20 protein-coding genes are annotated in these 21,829 nt (G+C 63.9%); 14 read left to right on the top strand and 6 right to left on the bottom strand.

Translation table 11 applies throughout. The annotated features are described in order from the left end of the window. Positions 1-9 precede the first annotated feature (9 nt). On the bottom strand, positions 10-1,065 hold the full coding sequence (locus tag ACHHRT_RS07525) for a DHH family phosphoesterase (RefSeq protein ID WP_395499137.1): 1,056 nt from the start codon (positions 1,063-1,065) through the stop codon (positions 10-12). A gap of 113 nt (positions 1,066-1,178) precedes the next feature. Between ACHHRT_RS07525 and ACHHRT_RS07520 the strand changes: the two genes are divergently transcribed. From ACHHRT_RS07520 to ACHHRT_RS07505, 4 genes are all read left to right on the top strand, one after another. Next, positions 1,179-2,126, top strand: coding sequence for a mitochondrial fission ELM1 family protein (locus ACHHRT_RS07520; RefSeq protein ID WP_395499136.1), 948 nt, complete (start codon positions 1,179-1,181; stop codon positions 2,124-2,126). Then, entirely contained in the window at positions 2,102-3,232 is a 1,131-nt protein-coding gene (locus tag ACHHRT_RS07515; protein WP_395499135.1) for a glycosyltransferase family 4 protein, read from the top strand. Before ACHHRT_RS07520 ends, ACHHRT_RS07515 begins: the two co-directional genes overlap by 25 nt. An 82-nt stretch (positions 3,233-3,314) precedes the next feature. Next, on the top strand, positions 3,315-4,601 hold the full coding sequence (locus tag ACHHRT_RS07510) for an O-antigen ligase family protein (RefSeq protein WP_395499134.1): 1,287 nt from the start codon (positions 3,315-3,317) through the stop codon (positions 4,599-4,601). A gap of 149 nt (positions 4,602-4,750) precedes the next feature. Then, on the top strand, positions 4,751-5,353 hold the full coding sequence (locus tag ACHHRT_RS07505) for a YrbL family protein (protein WP_395499133.1): 603 nt from the start codon (positions 4,751-4,753) through the stop codon (positions 5,351-5,353). A gap of 33 nt (positions 5,354-5,386) precedes the next feature. On the opposite strand, the gene ACHHRT_RS07500 is transcribed toward ACHHRT_RS07505, so the two are convergent. The 3 genes from ACHHRT_RS07500 to ACHHRT_RS07490 are packed head-to-tail and all read right to left on the bottom strand — an operon-like array spanning position 5,387 to position 9,514. After that, positions 5,387-6,142: a glycosyltransferase family protein gene (locus ACHHRT_RS07500; protein WP_395499132.1), complete on the bottom strand. Its 756-nt coding sequence runs from the start codon at positions 6,140-6,142 to the stop codon at positions 5,387-5,389. 58 nt (positions 6,143-6,200) lie between these two features. Beyond that, positions 6,201-7,922 carry a lipid A export permease/ATP-binding protein MsbA gene (gene msbA, locus ACHHRT_RS07495; protein WP_395499131.1) on the bottom strand — a complete coding sequence of 574 codons (1,722 nt, stop codon included), beginning with the start codon at positions 7,920-7,922 and terminating at the stop codon, positions 6,201-6,203. After that, positions 7,919-9,514: an ASKHA domain-containing protein gene (locus ACHHRT_RS07490; protein ID WP_395499130.1), complete on the bottom strand. Its 1,596-nt coding sequence runs from the start codon at positions 9,512-9,514 to the stop codon at positions 7,919-7,921. Before ACHHRT_RS07490 ends, msbA begins: the two co-directional genes overlap by 4 nt. Positions 9,515-9,704: 190 nt before the next feature. Between ACHHRT_RS07490 and crcB the strand changes: the two genes are divergently transcribed. The 10 genes from crcB to ACHHRT_RS07440 are packed head-to-tail and all read left to right on the top strand — an operon-like array spanning position 9,705 to position 18,245. Further along, on the top strand, positions 9,705-10,076 hold the full coding sequence (crcB, locus tag ACHHRT_RS07485; RefSeq protein ID WP_395499129.1) for a fluoride efflux transporter CrcB: 372 nt from the start codon (positions 9,705-9,707) through the stop codon (positions 10,074-10,076). A gap of 15 nt (positions 10,077-10,091) precedes the next feature. Further along, entirely contained in the window at positions 10,092-11,291 is a 1,200-nt protein-coding gene (lptF, locus tag ACHHRT_RS07480) for an LPS export ABC transporter permease LptF (RefSeq protein ID WP_395499128.1), read from the top strand. Next, positions 11,288-12,370, top strand: a complete 1,083-nt coding sequence (locus ACHHRT_RS07475) for an LptF/LptG family permease (RefSeq protein WP_395499127.1) — start codon at positions 11,288-11,290, stop codon at positions 12,368-12,370. The genes lptF and ACHHRT_RS07475 overlap by 4 nt, the downstream gene beginning before the upstream one ends. A gap of 1 nt (position 12,371) precedes the next feature. Then, a complete protein-coding gene (locus ACHHRT_RS07470; RefSeq protein ID WP_395499126.1) occupies positions 12,372-13,172 on the top strand; it encodes a hypothetical protein in 801 nt (266 codons plus the stop codon). After that, positions 13,169-13,810 (top strand): ATPase, encoded by a 642-nt coding sequence (locus tag ACHHRT_RS07465; RefSeq protein WP_395499125.1) that lies wholly within the window; start codon positions 13,169-13,171, stop codon positions 13,808-13,810. The genes ACHHRT_RS07470 and ACHHRT_RS07465 overlap by 4 nt, the downstream gene beginning before the upstream one ends. Continuing rightward, positions 13,800-13,988 (top strand): uracil-DNA glycosylase, encoded by a 189-nt coding sequence (locus ACHHRT_RS07460; RefSeq protein ID WP_395499124.1) that lies wholly within the window; start codon positions 13,800-13,802, stop codon positions 13,986-13,988. Before ACHHRT_RS07465 ends, ACHHRT_RS07460 begins: the two co-directional genes overlap by 11 nt. Next, a complete protein-coding gene (locus ACHHRT_RS07455; protein WP_395499123.1) occupies positions 13,985-14,698 on the top strand; it encodes a TVP38/TMEM64 family protein in 714 nt (237 codons plus the stop codon). Before ACHHRT_RS07460 ends, ACHHRT_RS07455 begins: the two co-directional genes overlap by 4 nt. Continuing rightward, on the top strand, positions 14,695-15,762 hold the full coding sequence (locus tag ACHHRT_RS07450; protein ID WP_395499122.1) for a KamA family radical SAM protein: 1,068 nt from the start codon (positions 14,695-14,697) through the stop codon (positions 15,760-15,762). Before ACHHRT_RS07455 ends, ACHHRT_RS07450 begins: the two co-directional genes overlap by 4 nt. A 54-nt stretch (positions 15,763-15,816) precedes the next feature. Beyond that, entirely contained in the window at positions 15,817-16,767 is a 951-nt protein-coding gene (locus ACHHRT_RS07445) for a universal stress protein (protein ID WP_395499121.1), read from the top strand. Next, positions 16,764-18,245 (top strand): transglutaminase-like domain-containing protein, encoded by a 1,482-nt coding sequence (locus ACHHRT_RS07440; RefSeq protein WP_395499120.1) that lies wholly within the window; start codon positions 16,764-16,766, stop codon positions 18,243-18,245. The genes ACHHRT_RS07445 and ACHHRT_RS07440 overlap by 4 nt, the downstream gene beginning before the upstream one ends. On the opposite strand, the gene ACHHRT_RS07435 is transcribed toward ACHHRT_RS07440, so the two are convergent. Both ACHHRT_RS07435 and ACHHRT_RS07430 read right to left on the bottom strand, forming a co-directional pair. Next, positions 18,232-20,601, bottom strand: a complete 2,370-nt coding sequence (locus ACHHRT_RS07435) for a two-component system sensor histidine kinase NtrB (protein ID WP_395499119.1) — start codon at positions 20,599-20,601, stop codon at positions 18,232-18,234. The genes ACHHRT_RS07440 and ACHHRT_RS07435 overlap by 14 nt on opposite strands. Beyond that, positions 20,588-21,823: an ABC transporter substrate-binding protein gene (locus tag ACHHRT_RS07430; protein WP_395499118.1), complete on the bottom strand. Its 1,236-nt coding sequence runs from the start codon at positions 21,821-21,823 to the stop codon at positions 20,588-20,590. Before ACHHRT_RS07430 ends, ACHHRT_RS07435 begins: the two co-directional genes overlap by 14 nt. Between the last annotated feature and the right edge of the window lie 6 nt (positions 21,824-21,829).

Below are 21,829 nucleotides of genomic sequence, written 5' to 3'. Positions count from 1 at the left end.
TAACCCCTCCTACATATGTTTGGTGGTGAGGCGAATCAGGGTATTGGTGTTGATGCTGCTGGCATCCTTGTCCATGTTTTTCAGCGGCACCTCGGCCCGGGCCGACTCCCGGTGCCCGCCGGCGCTCCCGGCCTGGCCGAAGGTTTTTTCCGCCAGGCGACCAGCATTCTTCTTATACCCGTCGCAGCGAAAAATAACCACCAGCTTGTCATTGTGAATGCCGGAAACGAAAACCCAGGCGGCCTCATGGACCTGCTTGAGGAAGTCGGCGATCAGCACCAGGATATCGGGGCTGGGCACCTTGCCGACATGGGCGTAAAGCCGCTGCTTGCTCAGCTTCATCTCGTTTAAGGCGGTGCGAAAGTAGTTCAGTTCCGAACGGCGCAGGGAGGAGTGTTCAATCTTGCGCACCAGATTGAGGTTGGCCAGATTGAACAGGTAGCGGAAAGAGATGGCATCGGCCAGGGTGACCTTTTTCTCGAAATTCTGGGTATCGACCTTGATCGCGTAAAAAAGGGCGGTGGCCAGGGCCACCGAGGGCCGGATGCCGGCGGCCCGCAGGTACTCCACCATCATCGAGGCGGTGGCTCCGTACTCTTTGCGGATATCCACGAAGGTGGCGGCCCACCCCTTGGTGGCGGGGTGGTGATCGAGCACCACATCAAAAGGGATACTCTCGAAGGAGGGCAGGTGGGGAGGCTGGGAGTCCAGGATCACCCTTTTGCTGAACTCGGTGGGCTTGACCGTGTGCAGCCTTTCGGCGGGAATCTTGAGCAGATCCAGCATCACCAGGTTGTTGAGCCGGCGGATTGCGTTGGGGTAGGCGATGGTGACCGCCTTGACCCGATAGCGCAGCAGCCGCTTGATCGCCATGGCGCCGGCCAGGGCGTCGGGATCGGCGTTGATCACCACCAGCACGGTGTCCTCTTTGTCGAAGACGCTCCAGAACTCCTGCAGGCGCTCCTTGGCCGTCTTTTTGGAGTTGCGTTTGCGATTGGGATTGGGCCCGGGAACCCCGGCCTGGGCGGTTCCGTTGCCCTTGGTTGCGGCGCCGTTGTTTTTCATCAGCGCTCTATACCATATACCACCCGCCAACCGCAACCGGCCACCGGCCCCCCCCTCACCGGGCCGCAAATCACATGACTTCAGGGACAAATTATGCTACTTATCTCCACACCATGCCGCCCAGCAAAAACCTGACCATAACCGCGTATTTTGATGGCCGCCCCGGCCATGAGAAACAGACCAAGGCCCTGATCCGGGCCCTGGGCCGCCTGACCCCGGTCAACACCACAGAGGTGCGCCTGACCGGTGCCCCGCCCGCCGACCATCACCGGCCACCCCGGGGGGCGGGTGATGGCAAGGGAGCCGCCGCCGACCTGCTGATCGGCAGCGGCCGCCGGACCCATCTGCCCCTGCTCCTGGCCAAGCTGAGATCAAGGGGCCGCTCCCGGGCGATCTGCTGCATGAACCCCAATATCCTGCTGCGGGGCCTCTTTGATCTCTGCCTGGTCCCCGCCCACGACGGAGTCCGGGCCGGGGCCAATATTTTCCCCACCGATGGCCCCCCCTGCCTGACCACGGATCAGGGGCGGCATGAAACGAACCACAGCCTGTTGCTGATTGGCGGCCTGGACCCCAAGAGCCACTTCTGGGACCAGACCCAGGTTCTCCACCAGGCCCAAACCCTGCTGGATCAGCGCCCGGATCAGCACTGGACCATCTCTTCCTCCCCCCGGACGCCCCCGGCAACGGTGGCCGAACTGGCCGAACTGGCCGCGACCCGCGAACGCGTCCAGTTCTGGCCGGCCCCGGCCACCCCCCCCGGCTGGATCGAGGAGCAGTATGACCGCCACCGGGAGGTTTGGGTCACCGCCGACAGTATTTCCATGGTTTACGAGGCGCTGAGCGCCGGCTGCCGGGTGGGAATTATGCCGGTTAAGTGGCGGCGGCAGCAGAACAAATTCCAGCGGGGCCTGGACCTGCTCCGGCAGCGGGGCCAAATCATCTATCTGGCGGAGCGGTTGGCCGGCAAAAAATTTCCGCCGGCGGTGGCGCCGCTGGTGGAGGCGGAACGTTGCGCCAAGGAGATCCTGGGAAGATGGTGGCCGGAAAGATTGTCGTAGCCCAGGTATTGCCCGAACTGCAGAGCGGCGGGGTGGAGCGCGACACCCTGGAGTTGGCCGGCTACCTGGCCCAACGGGGCCACCAGTCGCTGGTGATCTCCGGAGGCGGCCGCCTGGTCTCCCGGCTGGAGGCCGAGGGCAGTGAACATATCACCATGAATCTGGGCAGAAAAAGCCCATCCTCCCTGACCTTTATCCCTCCCCTGCGCCGCCTGCTGCGCCAGCGCCGGGTGGATATCCTCCATCTCCGTTCCCGGATGCCGGCCTGGATCGCCTACCTGGCCTGGAAAAGTCTGCCGGCCGGCCGGCGTCCCCACCTGGTCACCACCTTCCACGGCTTTTATTCAATCAATAGCTACAGCGCGATCATGACCAGGGGGGAGAAGGTGATCGCCGTCTCCCGGGCCATTGCCGACCATATCCAGCAGCACTATCAGGTGCCCAAGCAGCGGATCGAACTGATCCACGACGGGGTGAACACCGATACCTTCCACCCCGGGGCGGTGCCCCCCCAACGGGTGGCCGCCCTCCGGCGGCAATGGCAACTCCCGGCGGCGGGGCCGATCATCATGCTGCCGGGCCGGATCACCCGCCTGAAAGGGCACGATATCTTTCTGCGAAGTCTGGCCCAGATCAAGGAGTTGCCATGGCTGGCGATCTGCGTGGGTGACCTCGAGGATAATCCGGAGTACGCCGGGCAACTGCGGCAGCTTTCCGCCAGCCTGGGCCTCGCTCAGCGGGTCAAATTCGTGGGCCACTGCTCGGAGATGCCCGCCGCGCTGCTGCTGGCCGACCTGGTGGTTTCCGCCACCTCCACCGCCGCCGAGGCCTTCGGCCTGACCACGGTGGAGGCCGGGGCCATGGGCCGGGCGGTGGTGGCCACCGCCCACGGTGGCAGCTTGGAGACCGTACTGCCCGGCCAAACCGGTTGGCTGGTGGAACCCAACAATCCCACCGCCCTGGCCTTCGCCCTCAAGGAGGCGCTCGGCGATCCCGACCGCCGGCAAAGGCTGGGCGCCGCCGCCCAGGAGTGGATCAATAGCAACTTTACAACGGCAAGGATGTGTGCTAAAAGCCTGAATCTTTACCAACAGTTAATAAGATAATTCGCCAACGCCCCCCCGCGGAACCGGTGTTACCAGGCCGGTTCCACTGGCCGCTTCGGCTTGACACAATCCGGAACCGACCATGAACTTTATCGATAAAGCAATGAGTTCAGCCCTGGGACGCCAAGCCTCCCTGCTGCTGGTCTTCGCCTTCCTCCTGCTGCTCCCCTTCCGGCGCCTGTTCGAACTCCCCTTGAGCCTGATGGCCCTGCTGGGGCTGATCATCCTGCTCAGCCAGCGGACCACCCTCTGGCAACGGCCGGGAATCCGCCTCTTCTCTATGATTTTTGCCGCCTTCTGGCTGCCGATGCTCCTCTCTCTGATCGGCGCGATCAACCCCGAACGGAGCGTGAACACCATCGCCGCCTTTTTCCGCCTCTATTTAGCGGGAATCTTTATCATCATTACCATCAACAGCGCCGAAAAATCGGAAAATCTGCTCCGCCTCAGCGCCTGGGTGCTGCTGATCTGGGTCGCCGACGCCCTGCTGCAGATTGCCGTGGGTTACAACAGCCTGGGCTACACCGCCCCCGGCGGCCGGATCAACGGTTTTTTTGGTGAACTGCGCCCGGAACTGGGGGTACACCTGCCGGTCCTGGCGCCGCTGCTGCTGTTTTACGCCCATCGCTTCTGGCCCAAACTTGGCCAGCTTCTCCTGCTGGCGGCCGTCGCCCTGGTGGTGTTCATGTCCGGCAGCCGCAACGGCTGGATCATGTTCACCATGGTCTTCGCCGGTCTGGCGGCCTGGATGATCTGGCAGGACCGGCAAAGGGCCCTCCGCTGGATCGCCCTGGCCGCCATCTTGATGACCGCCACCCTGACGGGGACCTATTTCCTCTCTTCCACTTTCGCCGGCAAGGTCAACCATTCCCTGCGGGCCTTCAGCGGCGATCTGGAGTCGTTTGACGCCGCCACCAGCCGCCGGGTCCCGATCTGGCAGACGGCGAGCCGGATGTTTATCGACAACCCGATCAACGGAGTCGGGGCCCGGGGCTTCCGCTATGCCTACCGGAGCTACGCCGCCGACCCGGAGAACGACCCCTTTCTCAGCGAGCCCGACTCCCTGGGGGCCTACCAGCCCCATCTCACCCTCCTGGAGATCGGGGCCGAAACCGGAATCATCGGTCTTGCCGGTTTCGCCGGGGCCTGGGGGATGCTGATCATGGTCTGGTGGCGGGCCGGGCCAAGCCAGCGCCAGGAGTTCTTCCCCTACATCCTGGCGGTGGCGGTGGTATTTTTCCCCCTCAACTCCCACCACGCCCTCTACGCTTCCGATTGGTCGGCCGTCTGTTTCTGGCTGACCGCCCTGTTCTGCGCCGCAGCGGGTTACACCGCCCGCCCAGACCACCGATCATCATGGATCTGCTGAGCCGTGAGCACTTACCCAGCAAGGGCGGGCGGCCTCTGGAAAAATTCAAGCAGAACTTGTGCTCCCTCGGTGATCATCCCCCGCTATGTCGAATGTTTCAAGCGCCTCCAAACAGGCTCGACCTTCACCAACCTCGAGAATAAAGAAAAATGAGCCAGAAGTTGATTTTACAAGATGATCATATTCTGGGCCGGGGAGGGTTGAGGGTCTGTTATCTTCATCCCCAGGATCCCAATTTAGTGATCAAGTTGCCAGTCGGCGGCAAAACAGAAGAAATAAAGGCTAATATTAGCGAGCTTAAAAGCTTTCAGGCCTTAGTCGCCAAACACGGTCAACTCCCCTTCATCAGCCGTTGCCACGGCTTGGTCAATACCAACCGCGGGGAAGGCCTGGTTTGCGACTGCATTCGTGACGCCAGCGGGGCGGTTTCAAAAACGATCTGGGATCTTTTCACTTCGGGAAAGAAGTACGACATAGACAACATAATCTTGTTAGCTACCGATTTTTGCAATTTTTTACAGAAAAATGACGTCTGGCTTTTTGATCTGAATCTGCAAAATTTGGCATTACAGGTTCAGCACGGCTCTTCATGCCGGATTATTGCCATAGATTTAAAGGGGCGCTTCAGCAACAACGAGTTTATCAAGATATCGAGCTATTTTGATTTCTTCGCGCGCCGCAAAGTTAAGCGCAGGTGCCACCAACTGCTTGCCACTCTCCACTCTTATAAAAAGGAGGGTGAAAAGGGCTGACCGCTAGCACGAAGGCCGTACCGGCCAGCTCTGTTAGCGCCAGTACTCGGCAAGCCAGGGGGTGGGCCTGACGGTCTTGTAGAACTTTTTATACCAGGGCACCGGCGCGCCCCAGGCCCCGGCGATCGCCTCGGGAGGGTTGGGATTGCCGTGAAAGACAATGACCCGGGCCTCCTTGCCGGCCTGTTTGGGGGTGAGAAAACTGTTCAGAATCCCCCCGGGCATACAGTGGAACTTGAAGCTCCGACACCACTCAGCGGGGAAAAACTCGAAATTCCCCCGCCCCAATCGGCGGGTGATGTAGACCTGCTCGGTACGATACTGCCGGGCGGTCTCATCGGGGTGGGCCAGATATTCACTGAGCAGCTCACGATACTTGCCCACCTCGAAGCAAAAGGCCGAGGCCTGGCCGATGAGCCGGTTGGGCTGGGACCAGTTCTCGACGATGGCCAGCTTGTCGGCGTAGTCGAAAAAGCAGTCAATATTGCCCACGATCACCACATCCAGGTCGAAAAAGAGGATTTTGCCGGTCAGGTCGTAGAGCGGGTCCTCGAAAAGCAGCAACTTGCGCCAGGCCTGGCATTGGCGGTAATATTCGGGAGCGGGCTCGGTGAACGGGGGAATCGGCCTGACCTCAACCTCCTCCTCGATCCCGGCCGGGTCATCGGTCAGACAGATAAAGCGGTAGGGCGGGGTGATGTTGCGGCGCACCATCCGGGCCAGGATATTGACGTACTCCGGACTGTACTTTTTGCCCCATTTCATGCAAACCACGTTGCGGGTGATCATCTCAGCTCTCCTTCAAACCTTATCGGCTCCTTTGTCCACGGCCCATCCCGGCCACCTTCTACTGCATCGTGTGTAACGTCCGGTAAAGCCCCTGGCCTTGCAGCAGGGATTCGTGGTCGCCATCCTCGACAATCCGGCCCTCCTGCATGACGATGATCCGATCGGCATTCTTGATCGTCGAGAGGCGGTGGGCGATCACCAGGGTGGTGCGGTTGGCCATGAGGTTTTCCAGGGCCTTCTGCACCTCCCGTTCCGACTCGGTATCCAGGGCCGAAGTCGCCTCGTCCAGGATCAGGATCGGGGCGTTCTTCAGCAAGGCCCGGGCGATGGAGAGCCGCTGGCGCTGGCCGCCGGAGAGTCGGGCCCCGCCCTCACCGATCACCGTCTCAAACCCCTCGGGCAGTTCCCGAATAAAATCGTAGGCATGGGCGGCCTTGGCGGCGGCGATGATCTCCTCCTCGCTCCGCTCCAGATCGCCGTAAGCGATGTTGTTGCGGACGGTGTCGTTGAACAGTACCGTATGCTGCTCGACGATGGCGATCTGGGCCCGCAGGGAAGTCAGGGTGACCTCCCGCAGATCATGGCCGTCCAGCAGGATTCGGCCCTCGCTCACCTCGAAAAAACGGGGGATCAGGTTGACCAGGGTGGTTTTGCCGCCGCCGCTGGGGCCGACAATGGCCAGAACCTGGCCGGCGGCAACCGTGAGATTGAGATCCCGCAGCACCGGATTTGTCCCGTCATAACTGAAGGTTACTCCTTGAAACTCGATGGCCCGGTGGAAAACGGGCAGCTCGACGGCCCCCGGGCGGTCAACGATATCGGGTTGCACGTCAAGCAGGTTAAAAACCCGGGTCGAGGCCGCCAGTCCCTGCATCACCTCGCTGTTGAGGCTGCTGATCCCCTTGACCGGCTCATAAACCATGACCAGGGCGGTGAGGAAGGCGATAAAGGTACCCGGGGTGGAATCCCCCGCCAGGACCTGGTGGCCGCCGTACCAGATGATCCCGGCCAGGGCGATCCCGCCGATCAGCTCCATCACCGGATGCTGCAGGCTGCGGATCTGGATCTCCTTGACGATGATCTTGTAGAGCCGGTCGATCAGGGCAAAGAACCGGCGATGTTCGTAGGCCTCCATCCCGAAGGCCTTGACGATCCGGTGGCCGCCGATGGTCTCGTGCAGGGCTCCGGAGATCAAGGCCACGGTCTGCTGATTGCTGACGCTGTTGCGGCGGAAACGCTTGCCGAAATGGACGATGGGCACGGCGGCCATGGGCAGCAGGACAAAGGTGACCAGGGCCATCTGCCAGTCGAGATAAAAAACCACCCCCAGCAGCACCACCACCTGGACCAGATCCCGCAGCAGACTGACCAGGGCCTTGGAAACCGCGCTCTGGATCAGGGTGACGTCGGAGATTACCCGGGAAATCAGCTCACCGGTGGAGGCTTTATGGAAAAAGGCAACCGGCAAGGCGTGGATATGGCGGAAAATCTCCTTGCGCAAATCCCGGACCACATTCTGACCGACGGTATCCAGCAAGTAACGGTAAACATAATAGGAAATACCCTTGAACAGAAAAATCAAAATCAGAATCAGGGGCAGCAGATTAAGCAGGGTCCGATCCTGTTCGAAGAAGATTTTATCCAGCAGCGGCTTGATCATGTAAGCCTGGGCACCGCTGAAGCCCGCCACCATGATCATGCCGATCATGGCCAAGGACAGGCGCCGGCGGTAGGGTTTGATCCACTGGTAGATACGAAGCAGCAGTTCCTTGTCGTTCATCTGTTTTCCGTCAGTTGATAAGGCACCGACGGGAAGAGGGCCCGATCGGTATGGGGTATGAACCGCGACCCGGAGAAGCGGATCATGAATTCGTGATTGACGTTCAACTCGATATAGGTGATCTTCCGGGCCACTTCGCCGATACGCCGGCGCGCCTCCCCCTCCAGCAGATAGCGGCGGGCCCCGGCCAGAGAGCTGTTGCCCAACGGCCGGTAGGTCGAGAGCGGCAGGTCGGGGATCATTCCCATGATCACCGCCCGGCGGGGATCGATATGGCGGCCGAAGGCCCCGGCCACGTGGATCCGCTCCAGGGCGGCAAAGGGCAGCCCCACCTGCTCCATCAGGGTGCCGAGGATGGCGTACATCGCCGCCTTGGAGCGCATCAGGGCATCAAGGTCGATCTGGCTGACCGTCACCGGTTGCCCATCGACCGCCTCCTCGGCCCGGGCCACGATGAAGGCCGGGCCGTCGGAACCGGCCAGCAGCCGGTCACCAAGCTTTTCCGGCCTCAACTTGCCCCGAATATCGATCATTTCAGCCTGGAACAGGGCCGCCAGCAGATCGATCATCCCCGAGCCGCAGATTCCCCGGGCCTTGGGAGCGGCGACCGCTCCCAAGGCCGGCGCCCCGATAACCCGGAAAGTCAGGCGGCCGGAAGCGGGATCGATATCCACCCGTTCGATCACCCCCGGCCCGGCCCGCATCCCCATCTTGGCCACTCCGCCCTCCAGGGCGGGCCCGGCGGCCCCGGCGCAGGCCACCAGCCAGTCACGGCAACCCACCACCACCTCGGCGTTGGTCCCGACATCGATCAGCATCTCCGGCTTTTCGGCCAGATCCAGGTCGCTGGCCACGATCCCGGCCAGGAGATCACCGCCGAAATAGGCCCCCACCCCGGGCAAAACATGGACCGGGGCGGCGGCGTGCAGCTTCAAGCCCAGCTCGGCGGCGGCCACCGGGCCGGGGGAGTTGACCAAGGGGATATAAGGTTCCCGGCAGAGGTGGTAAGGGTTGAGCCCCAGAAACAGATGGGCCATGGCACTGTTGCCCGCCAGGCTGAGCGCCCGGATATCCGTGGCGGCGCAGCCGGCGACCGCGGCCAGCTCCCGAGCCAGGGCATTGGTGTCACCCAGGACCGCCTGCTGCAGAACTTCCAGACACCCCTCCCGGCCCCGGCCGCCGGTGGCATAGTGGATGCGGGTGAGGATATCATCACCATGGCTGATCTGGCTGTTTACCCGGGTGGCCCGGGCCAGCTCCTGGCCGCTGAGCAGATCCAGCAGCACCGCCTCCAGGTGGGTGGTGCCCAGATCGAGGGCCATGGCCGGCAGCCGGGGGGGAATGGCCGGCAACAGATCCACCGGTTCCAGCCGCCCCTGGTCCTCATTGAGTACCGCCACTCCGCCGAAGCCACAGGCCCGGAAACGCTCGGCCACCCGGGTCATGCGACGATGGGGCACGCTCAGCAGCCGGTCGCCCTCCGCCGCCAGATCATGGCGCAGGGCCCGCAACAACCGGTCCAGGTCGGCGGTATTGTCGCTCAAGCTGGGCGGGGGGGCCGCGACCGGCTGCAAACGCACCAGACTGCTCATTATCCTCTCCTTACCGCGCCAAGATCCCGGCCGACCCAACGAGGTTACAGCTTGCACCCGGGTCCCGGGAATGATAAAAGTTCATTTTTTTGCCAAGCGGAACAGTTTACAACAACTGAATCGGGTCTGCATGGTAAAAGGAGGGGATGTTCAACAGTCCCCCGGCGGCAAAGGGAGTGATGGAGTTTCCATGCTGAATATCATCGCCATCATGGCCGGCGGCGCCATCGGCTCGCTGCTGCGCCACCTGATCTTCCTGCTGGTCCAGCGACCGGCCGGGGCCGGCTTCCCTTACGGTACTTTAGCCGCCAACCTGCTGGGCTGCCTCTCCATCGGCTTTCTCTGGTACCTGCTGGTTGACAGCCGGCTCACCCAGGAGTGGCGGCTTTTCCTTTTTACCGGTATATTGGGTGGTTTCACCACCTTCTCCACCTTCGCTCGGGAAACCACCGATCTGATCCGGATAGGCGAGTGGAAAACCGCCCTGGTTTACGTCGGGGTCAGCAACATCCTGGGCATCGGCCTGGTGTTTGTCGGCATGCTGCTGGCCCGCCGCTGGTGAAAGATCTTAGTGACCATGAAAAAAATTCCACTGCTGCTATACACCTACCTGCTCACCGAGATGCTGGCCCCTTTTTTCGCCGCCCTCCTGGTGCTAAACGCCATCCTCTTCCTCGGCCGCCTGGTCCCCCTGCTGGACAGCATCTTCGGCCTGGGGATCGGCCTGGCCGATTTTGTCCGGATCATTATCTACATCACCCCGGCCCTGCTCCGCTTCTCCATTCCCATGGCGGCGATGATGGCGGTGGTCATCGCCTTTACCCGGATGCGGGGCGACCTGGAGATCATGGCCCTGAAGGCTGCCGGCATCGGCCTGGTCCGCATGCTGCCGCCGGTGCTGCTCTTCGGCCTCATCACCGCCCTCTTGACCTTGGCCACCTCCACGATCCTGATCCCCAAGGGGACCACGGCCATGAACCAGTTACTGCTGCACCTGGCCAAGGAGAAGATCGAGCGGGGGGTGCGGGAGAAGAGCTTCAGCGAAGGCCTGGGCGAGGTGGTCCTCTACGTGGAGGAGGTCTCCCCCGAAGATCGCTCCTGGCGGGGGGTTTATCTTTCCGATCTGCGGGACGCCGCCAACCCCCTGACCGTGATCGCCGTCGGTGGCCGCCTCCAGGCCGACAAGGCCAGCGGCCTGGCCACCCTGGAACTGACCGACGGCAGTCTCCACCTGGCGCGGGAAGGCAAAACCCAAACCATCACCTTTGAACGCTACAGCCTGGAGATCCCCCTCCAGTACCCGACCATGGGACATCCCAGCCGGGGCAACATGACCCAGCAGGAGCTGCTGGCCAGGGCGGAGCAACTGGGACCGGAGCATCGCTATTACCCCACCTTAATTCTCGAGTATCACCAGCGCCTGGCCCTGCCGGTGGGCTGTTTTCTCTTCAGCGTGCTGGGCCTCAGCCTCAGCCAGATCGGCCAGGGCAGCCGGGTCGCCCTGGGGGTCCCCCTGGGCCTGGCCACCTTTGTCGGCTATTACGTGCTGCTGACCGCCGCCAAATCCTTTGCCGAAAACGGCCAGTTGCCGGTGGCGGCGGCCGTCTGGCTGCCCAACCTGATCTTTCTGATCCTGGCCCTCTATCTCCTGCGGCGCAGCGCCCTGGAGCTGGGTCATCCCTGGCTGGAACGCTTGATTCAACTGGTCCAGGAGGGCGGCCAGCGCCTGGGCCACTGGCGGCGGGCGGACACGGCACGGGAAGGAGACGACCGATGAAACTGGTCGACCGCTATCTCATCGGCCAGTTTTTCCGCAATCTGGCCCTGGTAATGGGCTCACTCCTGGCCATCTACCTGCTGATCGATTTTTTTGAACGGGTGGACAATTTCCTGGCCGCCGAGCTGGGGATGGGGATGGCGGTCAACTATCTCCTGCTCAAAATTCCGCTTATCATCGAACAGATCATGCCGATCTGTCTGCTGCTGGCCGGGATCATCACCCTGGGCCTGCTCAATCGTCATCATGAAATGATGGCCCTGCAGGCCGCCGGTCTGAGCACCCCCCGGATCATCCGCCCCCTGCTGCTGGCCGCCACGACCACCACCCTGCTGACCCTGGCCCTGAGCCAGTGGCTGTTGCCCCCGACCATGGCCGAAACCAACCGGATCTGGTACGAGCAGGTTCGCCAGCAGAGCGCCAAGGGGATCGAACGCCATGGCCGAATTTACCATCGGGGCGCCGAAGGGCTCTACTCCTTTATCCCCTCGGAGGAGGACCAGACCGAGCTGCACGATTTCACCTACCTGCTTCGGGATGGCGATTTCCGGCTCACCGCCCTGATCACCGCCGCAAAAGCCAGCTGGGACGGAAACCGGTGGACCCTGCACAACGGCCAGATCAAGAGCGGCGACCGGGAGGGCCGGGAGTTCGGCAGCGAGATCTTCCAGCAACGGCAGATGGAGTTACCGGAAAAACCGGCCGACTTCTTCCTGCCCCCCTACGCCCTGGCGGAACGATCACTGAGTACCTTGTGGCGCCAGGCCAGCTCGCCGGCGGCCAGCCCCCGCCGCCAGGAAGCCAGACTGGAGTTGCACAAGAAAACCTCCTACATCCTCCTGGGCCTGCCCCTGCTGCTAACCGGCATCCCGTTGCTGCTTTGGATGCACCGGGGCCGGGGCCGGGATCTGGCTTTGGCCATTCCCGCCGCCGCCATGCTGGCCTTCATCACTTGGGGGCTGTGGAGCGTGGGCCAGGCCATGGCCGGGGCCGCCTACCTGCCTCCCGCCCTGACCGCCTGGCTGATCCACCTCGTGGCCGGGGGGCTGGGCTGGTACTTCATCAGCAGGAATGGATAGGATGCCCTTTACGATCCCCAGCCAGCCCGGAACCCCACCGGAGATCGAGGTGACCGGCCTGAAGCATGTCGGCATTGTCGGCGTGCCTCCCCGGGCCCTGATCGCCCGGCTCAACGAAGCCGGGGTGCGGATCAGCGACCTGGACGCCCTGCTGGTGGAGGCCGATTTCGGCCGGACCGCCGCCCTGCTGCCCCAGGTTTACTGCGGCATCCTCCGCACCGTGGTCCTCAACGCCCTCCACCTGGCCGCCACCCTGGACGCGATCATCATCGACATCGGTCCCGGCAAATGCGACGGGGCCCGCTACACCGCCGAAATTCTCCGGCAGGCCGTGGCGGTTCCGGTCTTCACCTGCCAAAATCTGGACCAAAGCAGGCTGGGCAACCCGATCTGCCGCAGCAATCTGCCCCTGCTGGAAAAACTGCAAAGAATCACCGCCGGGGTCCTGGCGGCGGAACCCGGCCGGGACACTCCCCCATCCTGCCCGCCCAGCGCCGGCTTCTGGGGGGTGCCGCCCCGGGACTTCAGCCTGCTGGAGTTGTTCCCCGCCGACACCCATGTTTATGGCTGGAGCCGCTGCATGGAAAACAAAACCCCCGCCGATCACCTCCTGGAGATCCACTGCCGGCCGGAGATCCCCACCGTCTTTTTCGCCCAGTCCTTCTGCCCCAAAACCGCCCTGGCCCGCTATCTGGCCGATCGCCACCCCCAGGCCCTCTACCTGGACGCGGATCTGCACTGCGGCGGCAGCGCCAAGGCCAAGATCCAGGCCTTCCTGGAACTGTCGGGGGTAAGCGAATGATCATCGGCGATTTCGGCACCTCCTACAGCAAGATCCTGGACCTGGGCCTTGGCGCCGCCGGACCGGCCATAATCGCCACCCGCGAGTTGCCGCCGGAGACCAGGGTCGATGTGGCCACCGGCCACAACGCCCGCCGCTTCGGCCACACCTCGGTCAATGAACTGGTGGCCCTGGCCCGGGGCGGCCAAGCCCTGATCGACCGCCCCGACTTTCTCCTGCTGGATTGCGGCAGCCGGGATATCAAATTTATCCGCTATAAAAACGGCAAACTGGCCGATATGGGCTGGAACGCCGAATGCGGCGCCTCCATGGGCTTTACCATCGAACTGCTGGAACGTTATTATCAGTTGGATTGTCAGAAGATGGAGGTGCCCAAGCGCAGCTTTTCGGTGACCTGCGGGGTGCTGGGCTTAAGCGACATCTTCGACGCGGTGGTCAACGGTGTCACCGAAGAGGAGGCGGTGGCCCGGCTGATCAAGGGGATCGCCCTCAACGCCTACCGCTTCGCCGGGGAGCCGGAACAGCTCTACCTTTCCGGCGGGCTTTGCGATAACCCGGTTTTCGTCGGCAGCCTGCCCTGCCGGGTCAACCCCCTGGGCCGCTTCGTCCTGCTGGAGGGACTGAGCCATGGTCTCTGAACCCCGGGAAAAGCGGCCCAACTGCTTTGCCTGCCGCTACTTCTATATCACCCATGAGCCGGCCAACCCTTACGGCTGCCGGGCCATGGGTTTCAAGTCGGCCCATAACCCGGCCCTGGTAGTGTTCAGCAATTCCGGCCTCCAGTGCCAGCTCTTCAAACCCAAGGAGAAACCATGACCGGGCCCCCGGGAAAGATGAACTCCCGCCCCTCCGCCACCGCCAAGCCGCTGTTCCTGCTCTTCCTGCTGGTTCTGACGGTTTACGGGGTCCTCAACTTCACCACCCTGGGTGAAAACTGGCGTGACCTGCTGGCTCTGCGCGAGACCCTGACGACCGGCGGCCCCCGAAGCCTGGCCCTTTTCCTGGGACTGGCCACCCTTCTGCTCACCTTCGGCACCCCCCGGTTGCTGCTCTTTACCCTGGGGGGCTTTCTCTTCGGCTTTACCGGCGGCCTGCTCAGCACCCTGAGTGCCGCCATGCTGGCCTCCTTCATCTGTTTCAGCCTCTTCCGCTGGGGCGGCCGGCAGTGGGTCAGGGAGCGCCTGGGCCGCCAACGCCTGGCCGGCTGGATCACCCGACTGGAACCCTCGGTTGTTTCGGTCTTCCTGGTGCGGCTGCTGCCGATCAGCAACCTGATGATCAATATCAGCCTGAGCTTCAGCGCCGTGAATATTCGCACCTTCCTCCTGGGCACCTTCTTGGGCTTCTTGCCCCTGGGCACCGCCGCCAGCCTCATCGGCAGCGGCCTGGCCGAGGAGGGCCGCTGGCTGAGCCTGATGCAACTGGCCACGGCGGCCCTGGTACTGCTGATTTTCAGCATCTGGTTCATGCGCAACCGCCAGGCGCAACAAACACTGGCCGCCCAATCCCAAGGGTGTGAACGATGACCACCCCCGCTCCCCCCTCCCAATGGCCGCCCTGGCAACGCCTGCTGGCGGCCTCCCTGACCAGCCCCGAAGAGCTGGCCGCCCGTTTCGGTCTCGACCCCGAGCCCCTGCGGGCGGTGGCCGCCCGCTATCCCCTGCGGATCAACCCCTACTATCTGGCCCTGATCGAGAAACCCGGTGATCCCATCTGGCGCCAGGCCATTCCCGATCCCCGGGAGCTCACCGACTCGGTCTGCCCCGAAGACCCCCTGGCCGAGGAGCGGCTGAGCCCGGTGGCCAACCTGGTCCACAAATACCCCGACCGGGCCCTGTTGCTGGTCGCCGCCCAGTGCGCCATGTACTGCCGCTTCTGCACCCGCAAACGGAAGGTGGGCACCGCCGCCCTCACCGTCGGCCGCAAAGGGCTGGAACCCGCCCTGGCCTACCTGGCCCGGACCCCGGCCATCCACGACGTCCTGCTCTCCGGCGGCGACCCGCTGTTGCTGCCCGACGGGGAACTGGCCTGGCTGCTGACCGAGCTGCGCCGGATTCCCCATCTGGAGATTGTTCGCCTCGGCAGCCGGGTGCCCTGTACCCTGCCCCAAAGAATCACCGCAAAGTTGGCCGGGTTGCTGAAAAAATTTCACCCCCTCTATATCAACACCCACTTCAACCATCCCCGCGAAATCACCCCGGAAGCGGCCCGGGCCTGCGCCCGCCTGGCCGATGCCGGCATCCCCCTGGGCAACCAGACCGTGCTGCTCAAAGGGGTCAACGACGATGCCGCCACCATCAAGGAGTTGATGCGGGGCTTGCTCAGAATCCGGGTCAAGCCCTACTACCTCTTCCAGGGCGACCTCAGCCGGGGCACCAACCATTTTCGGACTCCGGTGGCCCAGGGCTTGGCCATCATGCGGGAGTTGATCGGTCACACCTCGGGGCTGGCCACCCCCACCTTCGCCCTGGACGCCCCCGAGGGAGCCGGCAAGATTCCCCTGACTCCCGACTATCGGCAGAATTTGGGCCCGGATGGGTTGCGTTTTATCAGCTACAACGGCCGCCCCTGTCAGTACCCCGATCCCTGAGCGGCCATTTCTTGTTTGGCCGCCTTCTCCAATCGTGGTATCCTCAATTCCATTATGGAAGGTACGCCCCAGCCCAACCGTAAAATCCTGGTGGCCCTGGACGGTTCCCGCCACAGCCGCAACACCCTCCACTACCTGGCCGGACTCTTTGCCGACCAGGACGACGTGGATCTACACCTGCTCACTCTGGTCACCGGGGCCAGCCTGCCACCGGGCAGCGAATGGCTGAGCGAAGCGGAGCGAGCCAACATGATGAGCCCCCAGACCCGCAAAAAACTGGTGGCCCACAAGGGATTCCTCCATGAGGCCGCCGATTTTCTCAGCCAGCGGGGAATTGCCCCGGAGCGGGTCGGCCAGGAGGTGGGGGTCAGCTCCGGCAGCGTGCCCCAGGATATCGCCAACCGGGCCCGCCAGGGGCGATATGACGCGGTGGCGGTGGGCCGCCGAGGGATGACCAAGCTGGAAGAGATGCTGCTGGGCAGTGTCTCCAACGATATCTTTGAACGCTCCCGTGAGCTCCCCCTCTGGGTGATCGATGGCCGGATCGAAAACCAGCGCTTCCTGGTCCCGGTGGACAACACCCCTTACGCCCTGCTGGCGGTGGACCACCTCGCCTTTATGCTGCGCGGCCACCCCCGGGCTGAGATCACCCTTTTCCACTCCACTGCCATCCTGGCCGCCCGACCCCGCCCCACCCCGGAGGAGTTTCACCAGCACTGGGAGCCGGCCTGGTGCGAACAGCACCTCAATCGCCCCGACGGCCTCTTCCGCGCCCCCCGGCAAATCCTGGTGGAAGCGGGCTTCCCCGCCGAGCGGATCTCCGAGCTTGAAACCGCGGCGGGATTTGAGCCCAGCCGCCAGATCATCCGCCAGGCTCTGATGGATGATTACGGCACCATCGTCATGGGCCGGCGCGGCCCCGAGGCCCGCAAGGGAATTTTCCGCGGGGTCTCCGACCGGGTGCTGCTGATGGCCGAACAGGTGGCGGTCTGGGTCGTGGGATGAAGGGCGGCAGCCTGATCTGGCGAGGCCTGCTGCTGCTACTCTGGGTGGGACTGCTGGCGGGCCTGCTGGGCCGGGATTACCTGGTGGAGGAGTTGCGCAGCCTGGAGATCGCCGCTTTGGAACGGGGGCGGGAAACCAGTTTTTCCGGGGTCTATTTCCAGGGGGAGCGGATCGGCTTTGTCCGCAGCCGCCTGGGGGCGGCGGCCGACAACCGGCTGCTCCTGGAACAGGACGCCTACCTGCTGCTCAACATCCTGGGGGAGAACCATCCCGTCCGGATGCAACTCAACGCCCATCTCTCAATGACCCAAGAACTGCTTGATTTCCAGTTTACCCTGCTCTCCCCCTTTGCCTCCACCAGGGCCATCGGCCGGGTGGCGGAACGGGAGATCCTGCTGGAACTGGAGACTCCCAGGGGTCCCCGGCGGGAGCGGATCCGCCTGCGAGAGGCCCCCCGGATCGCCACTCCCCACCGGGCTTATCTCCTGGGCCATCAACCCGAGGTGGGCAGCCGGGTCAGGGTCAACTACTTCGATCCGGTCTCCCTGGCCGGTAACGAGCGGATTTTGGAGTACCGGGGCCGCGACCGGGTGCTGATCGCCAACCGGATTCACAACCTCCACCATTTCCATGAAACGGTATCCGGAATGCGGATCAACATCTGGCTGGACGAAACCGGCCGGGTGATCAAGGAGGAGTCCCCGGCCGGTTTCGTTTTTCTGGCGGAACCGGAGTTTCGGGCCACCGACATCCCCGGGGCCGGACCGGAAATTCTGACCACGGTGGCCGTGCCCTTGAGCGGTCGCCTGCCCGACGACCTGACCCGGAGGCCGGCCCTTACCTACCATCTGCTCCTGGATGAAGAAGCGCCACCGGACCTGTTGACCACCCTGGATCTGACCGGCGGCCCCCAGCACCTGGAGGAGAACCGACTCACCATCCAGCGTCAGCAATTGCCGCCACCGCCGGCCATCGCCTGTCTCCCCGCCCAAAACGGGACGATAACCGAGGCCCTGGCCGCCACCCCCCACGTCCAGAGTGACGACCCCCACCTGGCGGCCCTGGCCCGGGAGATCGCAGGAGGGGCCACCGATGACCTGGAACGCCTGCGGCGGCTGGCCGACTGGGTTTATGAGAATATCGACAAACGGCCGGTGCTGGGGATCCCCGACGCCCTGAGCGTCATGGCCGACCGGGTGGGGGACTGCAATGAACACGCGGTACTCCTGGCGGCCCTGGCCCGGTCCCAGGGGCTGCCCACCCGGATCGCCGCCGGGCTCCTCTTCCAGGAGGGGATCTTTCTCTACCATGCCTGGAACGAGGTCTGCCTTGACGGCCGCTGGCTGGGGATTGACGCCACCATCAACCAGTTTCCCACCGGGCTCACCCACATCCGCCTGATCACCGGTGAGACCAAGGAGATGGCCCGCCTGGGAGCCATCCTGGGCCGGCTGAGCCTGGCGGTCATGGAGGAGTAAGGGGCAGGCGCACCGTAATCCGCGCCCCCTGCCCGGCCTCCCCCCCCACCTCGATCCGTCCCCCCATACTCTGGACAATCCCGTAGGAGATTGCCAACCCCAGGCCGGCTCCGGTTTTCTTGGTGGTGAAGAAAGGGTTGAAGATGATATCGCGCTGGCCCTGGGGAATTCCCGGGCCGCTATCCCCCACCTTTACCTCGATGAAGCCCCCGACCCAAGCGGTGCTGAGCCGCAGCCGGCCCCGGCCCTCCATGGCCTGAACCGCGTTGATCACCAGGTTGGTAAAGACCTGGCGCAGCTTCTCCTGATCGGCCTTGATCTCCGGCAGATCAGGGGCAAAATCCTGCTCCACCCGTACCCCGGCCAGGGGAACCTGATGGGCGGCCCGCTGGATAATCTCGGCCAGCAATTCGTTGAGGCGCACCGCTTCCGCCACCGCGGGGGGTTGACTCTGCTCCCGGGCAAAGAGCAGCAGACCTTGGGTAATCCGGGAGATCCGCTCGATATTGCGGAGAATTTCCAGCACCTCCTCCTGGCCCGCCTCCCCCCCGCCCCGGCAGTCGCCCAGCCGCCGCCGCAGGATCTCGACATTGCCGCGGATAATGGCGGCGGGATTGTTGATCTCATGGGCCACCCCGGCGGCCAGGGAGCCGACGGCGGCCAGCTTCTCCTTGTTGACCAGCTCCTTCTGGGCCCGCAGCAGTTCCTGGTTTTTCTCCACCAGATCGCGGGTGCGCTCGGCCACCTTGGCCTCCAGGCTGCGATTGAGGGCGTCCAGCTCGGCGCAGGTCTGCTGCAGGGCCGCCGCCGCCTCTTTGCGTTCGGTAACATCCAGGAAGGTGATCACCGCCCCTTCGATCTCCCCCCCCTCGTTGCGGATGGGGTTGGCGGTATATTCGCCGGGAAAACTGCTGCCGTCCAGGCGCTGAAAGCGGTGGTTGTCCACATGGACACTGAGCCCTTGGTCAAATACCCGGCCCAGGGGTTCCGACTTTGAGCCGCACCCCTCCGGCTCGCTTTCCGGCCGAATCAGGATATTGCCGAAACAGCGGCCGATCAGGGCGGCGGGGGCACCGCCCAACAGCCGGGCTCCGGCCGGGTTGATAAAAGTCACCTTGCCGCCGACCTCCAACCCGAGAATTCCCTCCCCGGCCGAATTGAGGATCAACTCGTTGTGGCGCCGCAGCCGGGCCATGCTTTGGATCTGATTCTCCACCCGACTGCTGATCAGCCAGCCCAAGGCCAGAAAGCCGGCCAGAACCAGCATGCTGAGCAGCATCAGGTTAAACAGACCCCGGCTCAACAGATTTTCCGCCTGGCGGGTGATGGCGGCGCTGCGCTCCCCGGCCAGATCGGCCAGCACCGGATAGAAGCCTTCGATCCGGGCAAACAGTTCCTGGGTCTCCCGTTGCAGGAGTTCACGTTCGCGGCGCAGGAGCAGCAGCTCGCTGCTCAGCCGGTAAAGCCCCCCCTCACCCAGCCGGATCGTCTGATATTCCGCCAGGACTTGGTGCCCCCGGCCGAAAAGCAGCTCCCGCAACTGCACCACCTGCCCCGGTTCAAGGCCTACGGTGGGTTCTCCCTCCTCCGCCAGCCAGAGCAGTTGCCGTTCCAGCCGCTCCAGTACCTGTTTGAGCTGGTTGTCCCGCAGATCCGCCAGGTGATCAAACTGATCCTCGCCGACCAGAATCTCCACCAGCCGGGAAATCTCGCCCAACTCCCCCCGGACCTCCTTGAGGACCCGGGGCCAGTGACGCAGATGCTGCTCCAGAAAAACCTGGGCCAGGGCGGGGGAGTCGCTGGTCGCGGCCTGTCGCCAGCGGCGCAGGGCCACCGCTTCCGCCAGCCGCTGCCGCCCCTCCAGGGTTTCGGCCGCCGCCCGCATCTCCTCCAGCAGCAAGCGGACCTTACCCAGGGTGATCTTTTCCCGCTGATCGTCGGCGGCCAGCCGATAGCGCTCCAGCCAGTCGGCGGTCCTTTGGCGGAGTCGGGTCAGTCGACCGACGGAATCGTCCAGATCCTCCAGGGCGTTGATTCCGGGATAGTCGGAGATTGCCGCCCGCAGATCGCCGGCGGCAGCAGCCAAGGCCACAACCGGGCCCTCCACCACAGGCCCGCCCTCCCCACCGAGCAGCATCAGATTAAGCTCCCCCCGGGACTCCTGCCCCAGGCGCTGGAGCCGGGCGGCCAGCTGGCCCAGGTGACGGTCCTGCTCCAGCAGTTGCACCCTTTCGCGGTTCAGGGTCAGCAGGGTCCAGCCCACCAGGCCGTTGGTCAACACCCCGGCCAGCAGGCCGATGGAAACCAGGACCCAGACCAGGGCGATGATGGTTCGGCGGCGGCTACGGTCCGGCATGGCCCCTCCCCGCCGTGGCCCGCGGACCTCCAGCCGGCAACGGCGGCACCAGGGGGGAGATTTCCGCCCAGTTGAAGGGGATCAGCTCTCCGCCCCTGAGCAGGGTCGGCCAGACCTCGTTGCTGGCCTGGTGCCGGTCGGGCCCCAGACGCAACGGCCGCCCCAACCCCATGTCGAACTCCCCCAAACCCTCCAGGGCTTGAATCAGTTTTTCCCGACTCATCTCCCCACTGATCCTGGTCAAGGCCAATGAGAGCAGACGGGCGGCGACATAACCCTCCAGAGCCACGAAGCTGGGGGCTGTTTCCGGACTCCAGTTGGCGATGTCGCGGCGAAAATCGGCCACCAGCGGCAACCGGGTATCCTCGGGATGGGGCACCACCTGGGTGACGATCACCCCCCCCACCTCCTCTCCCAGGGCCTGGGCCAGGAAATTGCCGCCGACGAAGGAGACACTGAGAAACAGACTCTCCAACCCGGCCTCCCGGGCCAAAACGATAAATTTGGCGCAGGGGGCGTAGGCCCCCACCATGATGATGGCCCGGGGCAGTTGTTCGGCCAGCAGCAGATCGGCCAGAGCGTTTTCCACCGCCAGGGTATTACGGGGATAGCGCACATGCAACACCTGCCGCTCATCCTCCAGGCCATGCCGCCGCAGGGCATTGAGGCCGCCGATATAACCGGCATCGCCATAACCGTCACGCTGGGTAAAAAAAGCGATCTCGGTCGGCGCCAACCCGGCCTCCTCCACCAGGGCGGCCACCATCGCCTCGATCTCGTCGGCGTAACTGGCTCGATAATTGATGACATAACGCTCGGGCGGCTGCTGGCGGAGTACCCCGGCCCCGGTAAAGGGGGCGAAAAACAGAACCCGCCGCTCCCTGATCAAGGGCAATGAAGCGATGGCCGTGGGGGTGCCCACATTACCGATCACCGCCAGCACCCTCTCCTCCTCGATCAACCGGCGCATATTGGGGGCGGTGCGGGCCGGCTCATAGCCATCGTCCAGCACCAGCAGCCTTACCTCCCGCCCGTTGACCCCCCCTCCCCGGTTAAGCCGTTCCAAGCCCAGGCGCACCCCGTCCCGCATGGCAATTCCCAGTTCGGCGGTGGGACCGCTCAAGGCGGTGGACATTCCCAGGGCCAACTCACCGGCCGCCGCCACCGGGAGCAGGATTCCCCCGGAGAGCAGCAGGCAGAGAAGCCAACGGACAAAGGGCATGGGCGC

This window comes from Desulfurivibrio modestus, assembly GCF_044068625.1.
GTDB lineage: Bacteria > Desulfobacterota > Desulfobulbia > Desulfobulbales > Desulfurivibrionaceae > Desulfurivibrio.
The sequence above is the reverse complement of the archived record's forward strand: the minus strand, read 5'-3'. Positions and strand labels throughout refer to the sequence as shown.